This window comes from Shewanella maritima (genome assembly GCF_043643735.1).
GTDB lineage: Bacteria > Pseudomonadota > Gammaproteobacteria > Enterobacterales > Shewanellaceae > Shewanella > Shewanella maritima_A.
In genome coordinates this window covers 309,469-325,645 of the sequence record NZ_JBHZSM010000002.1, presented here as the reverse complement: position 1 = coordinate 325,645, position 16,177 = coordinate 309,469, and the positions used below count along the sequence as shown (strand labels likewise).

At 43.2% G+C, this 16,177-nt stretch carries 18 protein-coding genes; 7 read left to right on the top strand and 11 right to left on the bottom strand.

Going from position 1 to position 16,177, the window contains the following annotated elements; translation table 11 throughout:
* The first annotated feature begins 38 nt into the window (after window positions 1–38).
* From ACHUGF_RS03570 to ACHUGF_RS03560, 3 genes are all read left to right on the top strand, one after another.
* Complete coding sequence (locus ACHUGF_RS03570) at window positions 39–836, top strand: hypothetical protein (protein WP_394129405.1); 798 nt, start codon at window positions 39–41, stop codon at window positions 834–836.
* A gap of 163 nt (window positions 837–999) precedes the next feature.
* Window positions 1,000–1,464, top strand: a complete 465-nt coding sequence (gene trmL, locus ACHUGF_RS03565; protein ID WP_394129404.1) for a tRNA (uridine(34)/cytosine(34)/5-carboxymethylaminomethyluridine(34)-2'-O)-methyltransferase TrmL — start codon at window positions 1,000–1,002, stop codon at window positions 1,462–1,464.
* On the top strand, window positions 1,464–1,817 hold the full coding sequence (locus ACHUGF_RS03560) for a DUF2956 family protein (RefSeq protein ID WP_394129403.1): 354 nt from the start codon (window positions 1,464–1,466) through the stop codon (window positions 1,815–1,817). Before trmL ends, ACHUGF_RS03560 begins: the two co-directional genes overlap by 1 nt.
* Here ACHUGF_RS03560 and ACHUGF_RS03555 read toward each other — a convergent pair.
* From ACHUGF_RS03555 to ACHUGF_RS03520, 8 genes are all read right to left on the bottom strand, one after another.
* Window positions 1,814–2,404 (bottom strand): hypothetical protein, encoded by a 591-nt coding sequence (locus ACHUGF_RS03555; RefSeq protein WP_394129402.1) that lies wholly within the window; start codon window positions 2,402–2,404, stop codon window positions 1,814–1,816. The two genes, ACHUGF_RS03560 and ACHUGF_RS03555, sit on opposite strands and share 4 nt — an antisense overlap.
* Before the next feature lie 12 nt (window positions 2,405–2,416).
* Window positions 2,417–2,974, bottom strand: coding sequence for a hypothetical protein (locus ACHUGF_RS03550; RefSeq protein WP_394129401.1), 558 nt, complete (start codon window positions 2,972–2,974; stop codon window positions 2,417–2,419).
* Between the two features lie 158 nt (window positions 2,975–3,132).
* Window positions 3,133–4,566 (bottom strand): M16 family metallopeptidase, encoded by a 1,434-nt coding sequence (locus ACHUGF_RS03545; protein WP_394129400.1) that lies wholly within the window; start codon window positions 4,564–4,566, stop codon window positions 3,133–3,135.
* Entirely contained in the window at window positions 4,563–5,867 is a 1,305-nt protein-coding gene (locus ACHUGF_RS03540) for a M16 family metallopeptidase (RefSeq protein WP_394129544.1), read from the bottom strand. The genes ACHUGF_RS03545 and ACHUGF_RS03540 overlap by 4 nt, the downstream gene beginning before the upstream one ends.
* Before the next feature lie 563 nt (window positions 5,868–6,430).
* Entirely contained in the window at window positions 6,431–7,066 is a 636-nt protein-coding gene (locus ACHUGF_RS03535; RefSeq protein ID WP_394129399.1) for a class I SAM-dependent methyltransferase, read from the bottom strand.
* A 35-nt stretch (window positions 7,067–7,101) separates the two neighbouring features.
* On the bottom strand, window positions 7,102–7,470 hold the full coding sequence (locus tag ACHUGF_RS03530) for a hypothetical protein (protein WP_394129398.1): 369 nt from the start codon (window positions 7,468–7,470) through the stop codon (window positions 7,102–7,104).
* A complete protein-coding gene (locus ACHUGF_RS03525) occupies window positions 7,467–8,081 on the bottom strand; it encodes a tRNA-uridine aminocarboxypropyltransferase (RefSeq protein WP_394129397.1) in 615 nt (204 codons plus the stop codon). The genes ACHUGF_RS03530 and ACHUGF_RS03525 overlap by 4 nt, the downstream gene beginning before the upstream one ends.
* 180 nt (window positions 8,082–8,261) lie before the next feature.
* Window positions 8,262–9,461, bottom strand: coding sequence for a multidrug effflux MFS transporter (locus ACHUGF_RS03520; RefSeq protein ID WP_394129396.1), 1,200 nt, complete (start codon window positions 9,459–9,461; stop codon window positions 8,262–8,264).
* A 106-nt stretch (window positions 9,462–9,567) separates the two neighbouring features.
* Here ACHUGF_RS03520 and ACHUGF_RS03515 point away from each other — a divergent pair, with 106 nt between their 5' ends.
* Entirely contained in the window at window positions 9,568–10,533 is a 966-nt protein-coding gene (locus ACHUGF_RS03515; protein WP_394129395.1) for a LysR family transcriptional regulator, read from the top strand.
* 60 nt (window positions 10,534–10,593) lie between these two features.
* Here the strand turns inward: ACHUGF_RS03515 and ACHUGF_RS03510 are convergent, their stop codons facing one another.
* Together ACHUGF_RS03510 and ACHUGF_RS03505 are read right to left on the bottom strand one after the other, a co-directional pair.
* Window positions 10,594–12,048 carry a DUF4145 domain-containing protein gene (locus tag ACHUGF_RS03510; RefSeq protein WP_394129543.1) on the bottom strand — a complete coding sequence of 485 codons (1,455 nt, stop codon included), beginning with the start codon at window positions 12,046–12,048 and terminating at the stop codon, window positions 10,594–10,596.
* Between the two features lie 52 nt (window positions 12,049–12,100).
* Window positions 12,101–12,835 carry a hypothetical protein gene (locus ACHUGF_RS03505; RefSeq protein ID WP_394129394.1) on the bottom strand — a complete coding sequence of 245 codons (735 nt, stop codon included), beginning with the start codon at window positions 12,833–12,835 and terminating at the stop codon, window positions 12,101–12,103.
* Window positions 12,836–13,004: 169 nt separating this feature from the next.
* On the opposite strand from ACHUGF_RS03505, the gene ACHUGF_RS03500 reads away from it, so the two are divergent.
* Both ACHUGF_RS03500 and ACHUGF_RS03495 read left to right on the top strand, forming a co-directional pair.
* Window positions 13,005–13,544 carry a DUF2780 domain-containing protein gene (locus ACHUGF_RS03500; protein WP_394129393.1) on the top strand — a complete coding sequence of 180 codons (540 nt, stop codon included), beginning with the start codon at window positions 13,005–13,007 and terminating at the stop codon, window positions 13,542–13,544.
* 150 nt (window positions 13,545–13,694) lie between these two features.
* Window positions 13,695–14,150, top strand: coding sequence for a tellurite resistance TerB family protein (locus ACHUGF_RS03495; protein ID WP_394129392.1), 456 nt, complete (start codon window positions 13,695–13,697; stop codon window positions 14,148–14,150).
* Window positions 14,151–14,293: 143 nt separating this feature from the next.
* Here ACHUGF_RS03495 and yjeH read toward each other — a convergent pair whose 3' ends face one another.
* Window positions 14,294–15,559 carry an L-methionine/branched-chain amino acid transporter gene (gene yjeH, locus ACHUGF_RS03490; RefSeq protein ID WP_394129391.1) on the bottom strand — a complete coding sequence of 422 codons (1,266 nt, stop codon included), beginning with the start codon at window positions 15,557–15,559 and terminating at the stop codon, window positions 14,294–14,296.
* A gap of 143 nt (window positions 15,560–15,702) precedes the next feature.
* Between yjeH and ACHUGF_RS03485 the strand changes: the two genes are divergently transcribed.
* Complete coding sequence (locus ACHUGF_RS03485) at window positions 15,703–16,131, top strand: Lrp/AsnC family transcriptional regulator (RefSeq protein ID WP_394129390.1); 429 nt, start codon at window positions 15,703–15,705, stop codon at window positions 16,129–16,131.
* Window positions 16,132–16,177: the final 46 nt, after the last annotated feature.

Here is a 16,177-nt window from a genome sequence, read left to right as displayed (position 1 = left end):
CTATGATTATATAATCATCAAACAACCCCTAAGGTTACATGTTTCGTGCGAGTATAATTGCCATTAGTCTATGGGCGTGTAGTGCCTCGTTAGTCTTTGCACAAACAATGGAAGTGATAGCGCTAGAATATCCTCCCTATATTTCTACTAGCTTACCTAACAATGGCGAAGCCTTTAATACTGTACAAACCGAGCTAGCTAAAAGCGGGATAGACTTACAAGCTAATTTTTTACCTGCCGCACGAGCATTTAATGAAGTCTCAAAAAACCAGTGGTGTGCTAGTTTCCACCCACCAATCCCAGTCACTGCTCAACACACATTAGTGATCACCAAAAAAGAGTTAGTGCAATTAAGGCTGCATCGCATGCTAGAGCCTAATGAGTTTGTTGGTACCGAGATTAATGGCAAGGTGATCGCACAGTTGCGCATGATTGAGCCGAAAGGCGTGACAAAAGGCTTTGTGGATCAAGGCGCGGAGTTATTTTTGGTCGAATCTTTACCTCAAGCGGTGTCGTTACTGTTAAAAAATCGCGTTGATTATATTTATGCTGATAGTGCGGCACTAGAATTTGCTGCCAAACAACAAAATCTATTACCCACTTTTTTACAGGCATCTTCCATTGCTTTCAGAGAGTTTCCGGTGGGTATTTGGTTTAATAACCAATGCAATCAATCTAGCTTGGCAGTTAATGTACTCAAAAAGCAGGGTTACCCAGTCAAAACCTTTACTGAATCTACCGACAAGGTCAATTTAATCCCAGGTTCGCAGGCGAGCGAACTCAGTCCCAAGTATTATTCAGGGCTTAGCAGCGCGACGCCAATATCGGCACCATAATCTAAACTACTCACTTGGATTACGGCATAAAGTACAGTAAATAATCCACACTTCATTTTACTGTCAGTTTATCCCTATGCAACTAAACCAGTTTTGCCTATGAAAGCCTGATTCAACCTTGCTATAATTGCGCGTCTTTTAATGCTGCTGTTGCGAGAAAACCATGTTTCATATTGCCCTCTACGAACCTGAAATTGCCCCAAATACTGGCAATATTATTCGCCTTTGCGCTAACAATGGTTCTCAGCTGCATTTGATTGAACCACTTGGTTTTGATTTAGAAGAAAAGAAACTGCGCCGAGCAGGGCTTGATTATAAAGACCTCACGAACGTGACTCGCCATAAAAACTTTGATGCTTTTGCTCAGGCAATGGCAGGCAAACGGATTTTAGCTTGCACCACTAAGGGCAGCCGTCCACACAGTGAAATTGAATTCCAAGCAGATGATGTCTTGTTATTTGGCCCAGAGACCCGAGGATTGCCAATGGATATCATTAATGCGACACCACTGGATCAAAGGTTACGCATTCCAATGACTGGCAACAGCCGCAGCTTAAACCTGTCTAACTCTGTCGCGATTATTAGCTATGAAGCATGGCGACAAATGGATTATAAGGGCGCTTTATAATGAAAAAGTCGGCAAATAAGACCAACATCTCAGCTGAAACCCAACAGCAAGCGATGGCAGTTGCTAAAGCGACCCAAAAGCCTGGGCAAACAAAAGAGCAAACCAAGCTAATTGCGGCGGGGATAGAAAAGGGGATTGCGGAGTACAAAAAGCTCCAAAAATCCAAAGCCAGAGTGCGAGATAAGCAGCGCAAACAACTGCAAAAGCAGAAACTGAAACAGGCAAATGAGACTGATGCTGAACACGAGTTTGATAATAGTTACACAGAGGGGCAATTCACTGCTGTAGCCAAAGTATTATTAGCGTTGTTATTGGTTAGTTGGGGTGTGATAGCTTATTTACTGTTAGCTTAAGGTTTAGGCTTAAGTTTAGGTAATAACTCTATGGTGCGGATCACTTTATAACTGTCACTATCATCATCCAGATAATGTGCACTTTGTTGCCATAACCAGCTATCCTGTGCGGTACCTTGTTTGATAAACATCAACTGGATCAATGCAGGCCGTTGATTAACTTCCCCTTTTCCCACAAAAGTATAGCGTTCAGGGCGCTGATAGAGCGTAAATATTTGCCTAACTTCAGTATCAATTCCGTTACTGTAATCTAGCTCTATCGCTTGAAATTTCTGTTTAAACCACCAAGTTTCACTGGTATTAAAGCGGCTACTACTGCTAACACTAAAAATAAGTTGCTTAGCATCTGATGAGCATATGACTTGGGTGTCAACCTGTTTCGGCTCTGCATTAGGGCTGGCGGCGCTTCCCTGCCATTGCCCCGCTATTTGCCGACAAAAGTCTTTCAATGGCACTTTAGTATTGGCGTAGCTGTTTGATGCACTAATCAATACTGCAAGCACACTAACAAATATGGCTAAAGTGCGGGTAAGCTTGGCTGAAGACAAAGACATTTGTGAGGGCAGTAATAACGGTACTTTCATCATGCTTATCCGAGGTTAAAACAACTCAATATCATCATCTTCTGCCGACTTAGGCTGTTGCTTGTGCATGTATTCGGCTAAGGCCTCATGCAAGGGGATACCTTTAAGGACACATTCAAACATGTATTTTTCACATTCTAGCGAATAACTACGCATAATCTCTTGCTTCACTTGCTGCCAGGCTTGTTCATCAATGCGCTTCTGTTCATCTTTGAGTACTTCTTCAGTCAAAGCAAGGCCTGTGGTCACATGCTGTAATCGCTGCGAAATACGGTCATAAAACTGAAAAGCGACTACCCCTTCATTCACCTTGTCAGCCAACTGCTGACCGTGAGCGACAATATCTTCTGGGGTATTGTCTTGAGATTGTAGGTATTGATTAACTCGGGTTTGATGAGTCGCCATATCGGTAAACAATTGCCCTAAGCCAGCGACGTTTTTATCACCATCACTTAAGCTCAGTTCAATTTGCGCCATAGATAAAATCAACAGCTTAATGGTTTCACTCACATGATCCCAAGGTTGGCTGGGTTCTTCAGTTAAGGTTGGCTGAACCTGTGGGGTTGTTGTCATCGTTGTTATCCCAATTTAAAGCCTTCCAGACTATGTTATCTTTTATTCCCTTGCTTTGAATATACACTTTCATTGTTGATTTTTCAGTGTTTAGCGCATAAAAAAGGCTTACCTTTTGGCAAGCCTTACTAATGTTACTTGACAGTCAGAGGCAATGATTAATGACCAAATCCTGATGAAGTAATATCAACCTGAGTGACATCGCCGTACTGCTTGGCAATATCTGCAATCTCTGCCGCATTACCAATTAACACGTACTGCAGATTATCTTGCGGAAAATACTGCTTCACCAAGCGCTGTGCTTCTTCTAACGTGACACCGTCAACACGGGCTTGGAAGTCATTAATGTATTCATCACCAAAACCATACAAATATTGATCTGATAGCAAGCCTGCTAACTGGCCGCTGGTTTCAAACTTAGGAGGGAACTGGCCTTTAACATATGCCTTAGCAGAGTCCAATGTAGCTTGGTCAATGCCTTTCTCCCAAAGACGTGCATAAGTTTTTAACGCTAAATCAATGGCTTCTTTGGTTGTTGATGTTTTCGTGAATGTACTTAATCTAAATACACCAGCATCAGCGTAAGTAACAAACGCTGAGCGAGCACCATAAGTTAAGCCAGCATTCACCCTAAGCTCATCATTCAACCAAGAAGTAAAACGACCACCTAAAATCGTGTTCACCACCGTTAAGCCAACAATATCAGGATTACTTTGACTTACACCCATTCCACCAATGAGGAAGGTAGTTTCTATTGCATCAGGCTTATCAACTAATAAAACGTTGCTTTTCTGCAGGCTTGGTAAGTTTTTAGACAAGTCATTGGCCACTATAGCTTCTGTTGATTGCCAGTCACCAAAGGCGCGTTGCATTTGCTGTTTCATCGCCTCGATATCAAAGTCACCAACAATACTGACTTGGATATTATTTGGCTGATAATAGCTTTTATGGAATGCACGCATTTGCGACACGGTCATTTGCTCAATAGACTCTTTAAAGCCTGATGCAGCATTGCCGTATGGATGGTCATTAAACACTAACTGGTTGAAGTAACGTCCTATCACTCGTCTTGGGCTTTCTTTTTGCTGTGCAAGTCCAACCATAGTGCGCTGCTTTAGCTTGGTAAACTCATCAGCATCAAAATCCGGGTTACGCAGTACGTCTGTGAAAATGGGCAATACCTTGTCCAAGTCTTTAGCCATGAAATTACTACTTACATAGCTGCCATCTGTGCCTCCAGCAGTCATCAATTTCGCGCCAATAAAATCTAAGGTTTGTTCAATTTCGGCTTTAGACTGACCGCCTGCACCTAGCATCAATGATTTTGCTGTCATATCAGCCAAACCCGATGTCGTATCATGTACGGCACCCGCTTTAATGACGGCATTAAAGGTGACGATAGGCACCTCTTTTTTAACCATCAACTTCAAGGTTAAACCGTTATCCAATGTCACGGTTTGATACTCAGGCATGGCAAACGTATTAGTCGTTTCGGCCACAGATGCTGTTTGGTTTGTGGTTTGGCAGCCACTGACACCCAGCGTGCAAGCCAGTACCAAAGCTGACAGGGCAAATTTCATTTGTGTTTTCATTGGTCGGCCTCCTCTTGCGCGGCTAATACACCGACCGAACGGTTCGCTTTAATGAGATAGGTTTGGGCTACTCGCTGTATATCTTCAACTGTCACCTTGTTATAGGATTCTGGCGCATTAAATAGTTGCTCAAAGCTGCCAAAAAATAGCTCGTAAGTACCTAAGGTGTTGGCTTTACCATTAATGGTTTCCATAGTGCGATAGAAATTCATTAGCTTGGCATTTTTGACTTTCTCAAGCTCTTGTGGCGTGACGCCTTCTGTGGCCACACGGTTCACTTCATCAATCACAGCAAGCTCTAACGCTTTCGCTGTGATGCCTTGGTTGGCCACACTCATGATGTAAAACAGGTTAGGGTCAAACGACATCGGCATGTAAGTGTCAGCCGACACTGCAATTTGCTTATCGACTAAGGCTTGATACAAGCGAGAGCTATTACCTTGGCTTAAAATCGCGGTTAATAAATCTAAAGCGTAATAATCTGCATGACTAGTTGCTGGCACATGGTAGGCCAACATAACATTAGGCGTGCTGACCGATTCTTTTTTCAAGAATATGCGACGCTCACCTTTTTGTAATGGCTCCACAGTGCGTACAGCTTGAGGTGGCGCTTGGGCAGGGATTGGAGCAAAATACTCATTGGCTAATTTCTTAACCTCCGCAAGTTTCACGTCACCTGCAATCACAACCACGGCATTGTTGGGTGCATAATAGGTTTTGTGGTATTGCTGCAAGTCTTCCAGTGTCCATGCGGCAATATCGGACTCATAACCAATCACAGACCAGCGATAAGGATGCGCTTGAAACGCAACGCCTTTTACCGCTTCATTAATTGCGCGCCAATTGGAGTTTTCTAGGCCCGTTGTACGTTCAGACTGCACCACACCGCGCTCACTTTCCACCATCTCTGGGTTAATATCCAAATGGGCGATACGGTCAGCTTCTAAATCAAAAATCGTTTCCAGTGCATTGGCCGGGAACCAGTTGGTGTACACAGTGAGGTTTTCAGTCGTGTAAGCGTTGTTCGCACCACCAGCAGCTTCCATCGTGCGGTCAAACATTTTAGGACCAAATTTCTTCGAGCCATTAAACATCATGTGCTCAAAAAAGTGAGAAATACCTGTAATGCCAGGCACTTCGTTTCTTGAGCCGACTTTCCAGAATAAATACATGTTGGCATTAGGAATAGAGTCATCCTCTAACACCATAATTTTCATACCATTGTCGAGAGTAAAACTCTTAACATCGTCGGCTGAAGTGGCACTGGCTGATGTTGAAAACAACAGGCAAAGTGACAACATCCAGACCAGAAATGAACGGTTCATTTATGTCTCCTTACGTAAACGCGTTTGCGAGGTTCATTTGATAAGGTCAATCTATACCAACTAGCACAAGTATGTGATCATTCTTACTGGTTAAAATCTCTGATCACTCATTTATACTAATTGGTATTAAACAACAGGTGGAAGTTGTCACAGCAAAGATCATTGCCAGTGAAACGCGAGCTAAGCGCATAAATCTTCCTTGTTATTATGTTTAGGCTATTCAAAATACCGTTTATTCATCACTTTGTTAATGTTTGTGTCATTTTCAAAGTAAATTCAATTGTATCTGAATATGAATCCTTGTTGATTAGGGTCTGTTAATCTTTGTTGATTAGAATTTATTCGAATTAAAAACACTTTAATCGCGACGTGAGCGATGATGTCTAGTCATCTAGACCTGTGTTTTTTTAACCACAGTGCTCGCAACAAACTTAACTCTTTGCTAAGAGCGCAGGTGCTTTTAAACGAACCTTACAGGCAGCACTTGTTGTCATTTCTAACAAGCTGCTGCAAAAATAATCTTGAAAGAACAACAGACCCTAGAGCCTATGCAAAAACACCACATCTTTGTCGATGATTTGCAATTGCCATTGATAACGCTCCGCTAACCATTGAAAGGTCGCTTCGCTGTAGAAGTTTATATGGGTGGGATCATGCTTATAATGCCAATCAATAAATGCCTCATGACTTAATACACGTTTAGTCATAATTGCTAACGTGCCGCCAGGTTTAAGCATCGCTTCAAATTGCTGCATCAAACCTTGCGCATCGGCGATATGCTCTATTACTTCAGTCATGGTGATAAAGTCGTATTGCTTGTCGAGAAGTTGTGAATGAGGGTGATAAAACAGGTCATAGTTATCTACTTTAATGCCGTGCTTTTCAGCCATCTGGCTTAATACCGCCCCTTCACCACAACCATAATCTAACCCCGCAGCATCTTTCGATAATAAGGGCAGCAAGGGGAATAATGTGCGCCCTAAAAAGCGTTGATAGCCTTCATCAGCAACAGTATTGTCGTGCAAATCGTAAAAGGCTTTTTCATCCTCCTGTGACAAATAATACTGCGCAGGCACTGTCACTAATTGGCAAACATTGCAGCGCAAATACTCGCGTTTTTTATCTTGATGAAATAACACTAAATCAGGGCTGTGGCACAAGGGACAGACTGACACGCTCACTCCTACTTCGACAAGGCTGGTTATGGATATTAGTCTTTCTTCTCAATTTTACGCTCTTGTTTTGCTGTTTCTTGCGCCTGTTTAAGGTACTTTTCTTCTCGTGAGAGGCGGTCGTTAAATTGCTGCTGGGACTTTTCTTTTTGTGCCTGTTCCCATTCACCATATTGCTGACGCTCTAGTATTTCTTGCTCACGTTCAGACATGCCTTGAGCGGCCTCACGGGCTTTTTCTAGTTGTTCTTGTTCAGTTTTTTTAGATGCTTCGCGACCTGCATCAGCCTTTTCTCGCAGCGTCATTTTTTTATGTGGCTTATCACTATCAGCAGCCCAAACTTGGCTGGGTAGCATGCAAATACATAGCAAGCTGCATGCGGCTAATACTAAAATTTGGCGAGTCATGAGTCATCCTTGGTTGATAGTTGATATCGCTGGCGCACCTGTTCAGGCATCGCTTGCAACCTATGTTGCACCATCGCATCTAAAGCTGCAAATAATGGCGTGGTATCCAGACTAGCATCTATGCCACCGAGCACATGAGCAGTCGCCTCAAGTGTCGATAAACTATCAGCTCGCTTGGCTTTACGAATAATGTAATTAGACTGATGATTCATATCTAAATGAATCGCAGGGTAATCCAACAGCCACGGATTGAGTTGCAGCATTTTATACGCTTTTTTCCACGTGCCATCAATCAACACGATAGTACTGTCTTTAGCCGGTGATACCTGAGTAACACTTTGGCTTTTTTCGCTTGGATAAACGAGGTAAACCGAATTATTTGACTGTTCAAGCTGCTGTTTTAAAGCCGTAAAATCCTCTGCTTTCTCGCCAACAACCACCTGCATATCAGGCAGAACCAATTGCATTAACCTGACTGAATTTTTGGCATGACCTACTTCAGAAGGGTGCTGCAGTACGATGACTTGTGTATTTGAGGTGACCGGTGAAATTGCACTACAAACACATGCAGAGATGGGATACTGGCATTCATCGCAAAGCTTACGGGACATAGCGGAATTGGTTATTCTGGCTCAATGGGAATACCCCATCATAGCAAAATTCTTACTTAAGATTGAAATTGAGATGAAGATTGAGTCAGCATCAACAAACAGCGAGCATAAAGTCGAAAATAAAAGCGCCAATAAGAGTATTAGCTGTAGCTCTCTACAACCAATACTCCGCTTGTGATCTTAAGGATGCTGCTCTTGATGCCAATGATTTAAAGCTGGCATAGCCATCATGGCTAAGTACAACAAGCTGGTGATCCCCATCAATGATGCGATAGCGTAAGGCGCGGGGATGGACGTTAACTGGATCAATGCCACTAATAAAGACGCACCACTCATTTGAATAAAGCCTAGCATCGCCGATGCTGTGCCAGCACGCTCGCCAAAACCTGCAAGTGCCATAGTGGTTGCAGGGCCAAGCAACACAGCGAAGCCAACACAAAGCAACATCATGGGTAGCATAAAGCTAAAACCCGCAGCTAAACCTTCTTGCGGGCCAATGATTTGCATCAGCGCTTCTAACACGGCCGATAACAACATCAATACCAAAGCGGCTATCACACCATTACGATTGCCCACTCTTTTCACAAATACAGGGGCAACAAAGCACGCCACAATATTGACTGCGGCATTAAGGCCAAACAAGCCACTAAAGGTCAACTCTGAAATACCCAAATGCCCGATTAACCAGACTGGTGAGTAGGAGACGTAACAAAGAATCGAGGCCATAGCGATCATACAAGAGCCAGCATAGAACATGAAATGCGAGTCGGACAGCACTGGTGTGTAACGCCCCCAGCGATATAAACGACCACTACTTTCGGTGTTAGCAGGTTTTGTTTCAGGGAATCGAAGCAGAACAATTGCGAGCACCAATAAACCGTACAGCGCCATAAAGATAAAGGTTGAGCGCCAGCCGAACTGCATTGCTAACAGGCCACCCAATGTTGGCGCCAATGCAGGTACCACACAAATGGCACCATTGAGGTAGCTATACATGGACATGCTTTGCTCGCGGTTATAACAATCACGCACCGCACAGAACACAACGATTGAAGTAGAACACGCACCAATGCCTTGAAACACGCGAACTAACTGTAATAATTCAAAATCTTGCGCGTAAGCACCAATCACACTGGTCACGGAATACAGAATAATACCGAAAATAGCCACAGGCCTACGACCAAAACGATCAGCCAACGGCCCAATCAATACTTGGCCCACACCTAACGCAAATAAAAATAACACCAGAGTCGATTGAATACTGCTATCACTCACACCATATTCCAACGCCATTGTCGGCATTGATGGTAAGTAGATATCAATCGCTAGCGGGCTCAGTAGCACCATTAGCATTAATATTGGCAGTAAGTTACGTCTCATGATTCAATTGCTCATTGTTAATTTAAAACGTGCACATTTTAAATGATTAATGGTATGAACAGAAATGGTATAAACTCCTAAGTAAATTTCCTCTGAGGAATATCTCATGCATATTGATAATCTGTCACGTATCGACCTAAATCTATTGGTGATACTGCAAGTATTATTTGAAGAACAAAGCGTTACCCGTGCAGCAAGTCGCTTGCATGTTAGCCAGTCATCTTTAAGTAAAAGCTTAAACCGCTTACGCACTACCCTCGATGACCCTTTGTTTCAACGCACGGCACACGGATTAAAACCCACAGCCCACGCAATTGCACTAGGACAGCAGTTACCGAATTTGCTGCAAAATCTATATCAAATTACCCAACCACCGATATTTGATCCCTACAACAGCCACCGCAACTTTTCATTTTCGATGGTAGAAAGTGCCTATGAAACCCTACTGCCGCTGTTTATTGGTTCAGTATTAAAACAAGCACCAAACCTGAGTTTAGATACCTATTTATGGAATGAGAAATCGCTGCAGGATATCAGTTTAGGACAGGTTGATTTTGGTATTACAGGACGAGACTTATCACCATTGGCAGATGCACGATTCGATAATATGCCAGAAGGCATTGAGCATCAGACATTATTTAAAGATAACCAAGTGTGTTTAGTCAGAAAGCATCACCCTATTTTAGACAAAATAGCTCAAGGAGATTGGGATCTTACGGGTTATTTGTCGCTATTTCATGTGCAAGTGCGCTGCGAAGGTAATAACTGGTGGGCGATTGATTATCACTTGGCTGAATCTAATCACAGACGCAATATTTCGGTCACTGTGCCAGACTTTTATGGCGCGGCGAGTATCTGCGCCCACACGGATTTAATTTATACCTTGCCATCTAGCTTTGCTAAACATGCATCAAAACTTTACCCATTAGAAGTTGTGCCGCTGCCGTTTGAGTTTATGCCAATGGCATACGTGTTACTTTGGCACGAAAGGAATAATCAAGAACCGGGGCATCAGTGGTTTAGGCAAATTATTAGCCAGCAAATTCAACATGCATTAAAAACTGAAGACTGAGCTCAACGGTTAATCAACCAATGAGCTGGCACTCTCTAATTAATAATATGAGTAAAGAAGCTAAGCCAGAATAGTCTTAGCATGTTGCAGCGCCTCTAGCTCTTGCTCACTTGGGTTCAAGTCAATCACACTGTCGATTTGTATCGACAATGACTGCCAAATTGGCTCAATAACTTCGAGGTGTGCCTCATCGGCATATTCCTTGGCCAAACGTAACAAATATGCTGACTGCACCACATCAATTCGGCCTAGCATTCCATCAGCTAACGCAACACTGAGTTCCATCATAGCAGTCGCATTGCGGCCATATTTCACCACATCCTGTAGATAACGTTCGGCGGTGTCGAGCTCATCATCAGTGGCATTATCATTGTTTAGGATTTCAGTACCACAACGTAGCATGGCATCTAATTGGCCTTGCTGCGCCGCCTCCTTCACCCAGTACCAAGCTTGTTCAGTATCAACTTCACACCCTTGCCCCTGCTCAAACATAATGGCTAAATGAAATTGTGCATGTGGATAACCCGTTTGAGCCGCTTTACTGACCCACTCAAAAGCTTTTTGATATTCTTGCTGCTGGTAATAAATCACCCCAAGGTTAGACATAGCTTCAGCGTTTTCTGCCATAGCCGCTTTAGTCAACCACTGTTGTGATTGGTCAATGTCAACTTCTATTGATTCACCACCCACAAGATAAAAATACCCAAGCAATGCTTTTGCATCCACCACACCTTTCTCAGCGGCCTGCAATATAATTTGCTCACCTTGGGCTGCTTGCGGCGTACCCTGATAACCATGCAATAAGCTCACGCCATGCTCATACAAGGCATGATGATGTCTGTTAGATGCAGAAGCAAACCAATGAGCCGCTTGCTGGAAGGCGACATCGGTTGATAAGGCTGATGCTTTACGATTAACCGAGTCAGATTGCACTTCATCTGGTAGAGATTGATGGCTTATCGCTTGTTCTTGCTCATTTTGCATCAATGCTTTCGCTTTCAGCGACATCCCTACTAGATATTGCGCATCTGCATCATTTTGCATACTGGCGCGATAACATAAATCTCGCCCGACTAAAGCATCAAACTCTTCAAAGCGATAAGCAGGCGTGTCACTGTGATATTTGGGATACAACTGAGTGACAAACTTTAGAATATTGCGAATGGACTTCTCTGCAATCTTAACGAGTTGCTCATGAGTTAAGTGATACTTCTCTGGGTGGGCACCTCTGTTGCCATCTCCTCGCAAGCGGTGCAATGCACGAACTGTGGGCACATCAATCACACGGGCTTTATTTAACTGCTCAATTCGGTCATACAAATTGGGGCTGGAAAAGCTTTCGCCATGATGACTAGCTAATGCAAAAGTAAGTTTGTGGGTAAAACTGCGCACATACACTAGTGCTTGGGTGGGAATGTCCCTTACATAGCTTTTGGCGCTGGCGTAATCTTCAGATAAATCAGCAGCAAAACCGTCAATAAACTCAATGTCAGTTAACAATGAATGCTCCTTTATTTTGCTGCTATCTACCTGTGACTATCATTTCTACAAGTTATCAGGATGACTATTACACTTCAGTGGTGTCATCTGAGTCATTTTGCGGATTTTTCTGTTGGCGATTGACCATATACAAACGGAATAGCGCCACGTTGACAAACAAGCCAATAAAGGCAAATACCGTATCAATGACCAGCTGTGCTGGGAAGCCAACTTGCTGCGCCATTGATGCCATTGCACCACCTAAAATTGAAATAGGCAGATACAGCATCAATACCAATAGCGTTTTCAGCACAATTGGCCCTGAAAATTCAAAACTGGCTTTGATTGCTTGTAGTGGCGTAATGCGTTCCACTATGACCATGAAATTGACATAGGCTAAGCGGGCAAATAAGTAGAAACTGATCGTTAAACCAATAATCCAAAATGAACCAAAAGCGGCAAACAACACAATCGGCATAACAATAGCTAAACCAGAAAATACCCCAGCCAATAATAGCGGCGGTACAAAGGTGAAGCTTTCCATCAATACCCGGCCGGGTGTCACTTCATGTCCTTGAGAGCGTACTTCCATAAATAAGGTCAATGCAGCAATCAGCAAAGAAAATATTAATAGTAATGCCATCATTGCCATAGCATGAACAACACCAAATTCAGGTGTTTCTGCTTGTGACTGTGCCAACATTTCACTGCCAATCCATAACTGAATGGCCACCTGAATAATCAACAACGGAAAAGTCAACGCTGCCAATTGGCGTAAGTGATTACGGAAAAAGTTAAATGCTTCTGTCAAAATCGCAGACATGGTCGTTCCAATTAAAAATCTAAAAATGAATTGTTGCTAAGGATACCGAAAAACCACTGACTTTACCTAATCCTAATGACTTGATAGCGATATTCACTGTTACATCTGTGCGATTAAAGTTAAAATACGCACACTTATGGGATCAAAATCACATCACAGGATGTTAATAATGAAAGCACCTTCTCTTCTTATATGCGCACTACTCAGCTTAGCCTTAAGTACATCAGTTCAAGCAAGTTGGTTAGACAACCTCCTTGGCTCAGACAAAGATAACGAACAAACTGAGGTTCAAAAACCAAGTGAAGCTGACACGCAATCTAATGCACTTGTCGGTAATGTGATGTCACAACTCGGTCTATCTCAACAGCAAGCTGAAGGTGGCTTAGGCACTTTACTCAGCGTCGCACAATCTAGCTTAAGCAGTGATGATTTTGGTTCTTTATCAGACAGTATTCCGGGTGCCGATATGCTTTTAGCTGCCGTACCTGCTTTAGCCGGTGATTCAGGCATGTCTGGCTTACTGTCTCAAGCTGGGGATATTGGTACTTCATTGCAAGGTGGCGCCATGGTATATGATGCCTTTGAAAAACTAGGGATACCAAAAAGCTTAGTTGCCCCAATGATTGATGTTGCCAAATCTTATCTAGAGCAAAATGGCTCTGAGGGGAGCGTAGGCTTGCTCACTCAGGGACTAAGTAGCTTGTTATAACTGAGCAGTAAATTACTAAAATGGCCAAGGCGCGGCTCGTTTGCACAATGTCGCCGCGCCTATAATGAACACAATTTAATCCACGCCCTATCGCGCAGAAATGGTGGTTTTGCTAATATTCACCCATTACTCAATAGCCCCTGATGTGCCATGATAGCCAAATTAAAACAGTTATTTTCAACGCCTACGCAAACACTTACTGCTGAAGAAAAAGCCAAGCAAATGAATTTGGCTGCAGCAACTCTGCTGTTAGAAGTGGTCTATGCAGATGATCAAATGGGCGAAACTGAAATGGCCATACTGCCATCAGTACTGCAACAAACACTGAAAATTGATGCTGAAGATGCCGATGAGCTGATCATTGAGGCTAAACATACTCGCGGTAATGCAACCTCACTTTTTGAGTTTACAGCTGAAATTAACCAGCATTTCTCACTTGAAGACAAGCAGCAACTATTACTCGCCATGTGGCAACTGGCCTATGCTGATGGTGAACTGTGCCGCTATGAAGACCAAATTATTCGCCGCACGGCAGATTTGCTCTATCTTAAACATAGCGAGCTGATCCAAACTCGCAACATCGCCATGCAACAAAGAAGCTCATAGACCTGCAACTAAGAGTTAAGCCACTAAAAATACTAAGAATAAAGCGACCCAGAGTAAGTTCGTCACTAGCAAGAGTACGTACAGCTAAATAACAACGAAATAAGCCACTGATTCAGTGGCTTATTTTTTGTCATCGTCAATGATTAGACGGCTTGTTTTCGTTCTAAATGCTTTTTTTGATAGCCAACAAATGGCACAAAAATGATCACTAACACCAGCGCATAGAGCATGTTAATGCCAAGCGCAATGGCAACACCAACACAAAACACGCTGCCACAAATCACTATGGGCAGTGCTTTTTTGCCAAGCAATTTGATGGCAGCGAGCAAGGTCACTAAGTAAATCACCACGAAAACCCCATTGCTCCAAGAAATTAAACTTTCTAAGTCTTGGCCACTAAAATAGGTCAGGGTTATCACCACAGCCATGGTCGCGAGGATCATCATCAAGGCTCGTTGTGGCACCGCATGTTCATTCAATGTTGAGAAATAACGCGGCATGATGCCTTCTTGACTAAAACTCCACAGTAAGCGCGCTGCACTGGCGGCATAAACATTAACGGTCGCCAAACCGCTGACAATACCGAGAATGCCAATCACATATACACCTGCGCCATTGAAAGCAGTACCTGCTAACCAATAATCAAATGCAGCCATCATTGCCACGCCAGTGATGGCTTCAGGGGTAGCCAATAACAACAAGGTACACAATAAGTAAATGACACCGACTAGCACTGTTCCCATGACCATCGCCGGCAGCATATCGCGTTTAGGTTGCTTAAATTCAGTGGCTAAGTGGCTCATCGCTTCAATACCAAGGAAGCTCCAAAAGCCAATACCCACTGCCAGCATTAAGCCTGAATACTCAAATGTTTGCGCTTGAAAAACATCCACTTTTACCATTTCAGGCGCACTGACACTTATCAGCGCAACGACCACAGCAATAATCGCCAACGTCAAACCAAACTGCAACTGAGCTGATACCTGAATACCTCTGACATTGAGTAATAAAAGCAACAACACAATAAACAGCTGCGCCACTAATTGCTCAGCACCAGACATTGGCCACATGGCATCCATAAATTGGAATGTCATTAAAATTGCTGCAGGTGCACCAATTGGAATCACCAGTAAAAAGATTAAGCCGATAGTTCTCCCAGCCGTTGCCCCCATGGCTTTTTCGACAAAGTATGCTGGACCGGCAGCATGGGCAAAACGGCCGCTTAACAAACCAAATACCAAGGCCACTGGAATAATGGCAATGGTTAAGATTAACCATGCCGCTAATGCGCCAGTTCCCGCCACAGCAATGGTCATTTGCGGTAAAATAAATACCCCAGTACCCAGCAAAGTGGTGGCCATTAAGCCTGCACCTTGCCAACGTCCAATTGTCCCTGTCATTGACTTCACTTCTTTTGGTTAGTTGATTAAAGTAAGCCTATTATATGCTTGAGTGAGCTAACATACTGTCAAATATCATCGTCAGAATGATGATTATTACCGACAATGTGACAGCTTTATTTAATAAATACGACAAAATGACGGAGCAGTTCTTGGATAAATTCGATCACGCAATCATTAATGAACTCAGACTCAATGCCCGTCAAAGTGTGTCTTATATCGCTCAAAAGGTCAGCTTATCACGTAGTGCTGTTACTGAAAGAATCAAAAAGCTCGAGCAATCAGGCGTGATCCGTGGCTATCAGGTGCTACTGAGTGAATCTCAAAAAGAAGGGGTCTCTGCATACCTTGAAATCCAACACCGCTGCGCCAAATGCAGTGAAGTAGTGCATGTATTTAATACCATTCCAGAGGTGGTGACTTGTCAGGGGATCACTGGCGATATGGACTTACTGGTGTTTGTGATGGCACCGTCAATGAAACGGCTACATGAAATTCGTGAGTATTTTGATGCGCAACCCGATATTACCAAGATTAAAACGCATGTAGTAATGAGCGAGTGGATCAATAATCAAGCATAATTCCACCAAGGTCTACCTGGGTGTTATTAGCAATCTGCAATAGCAA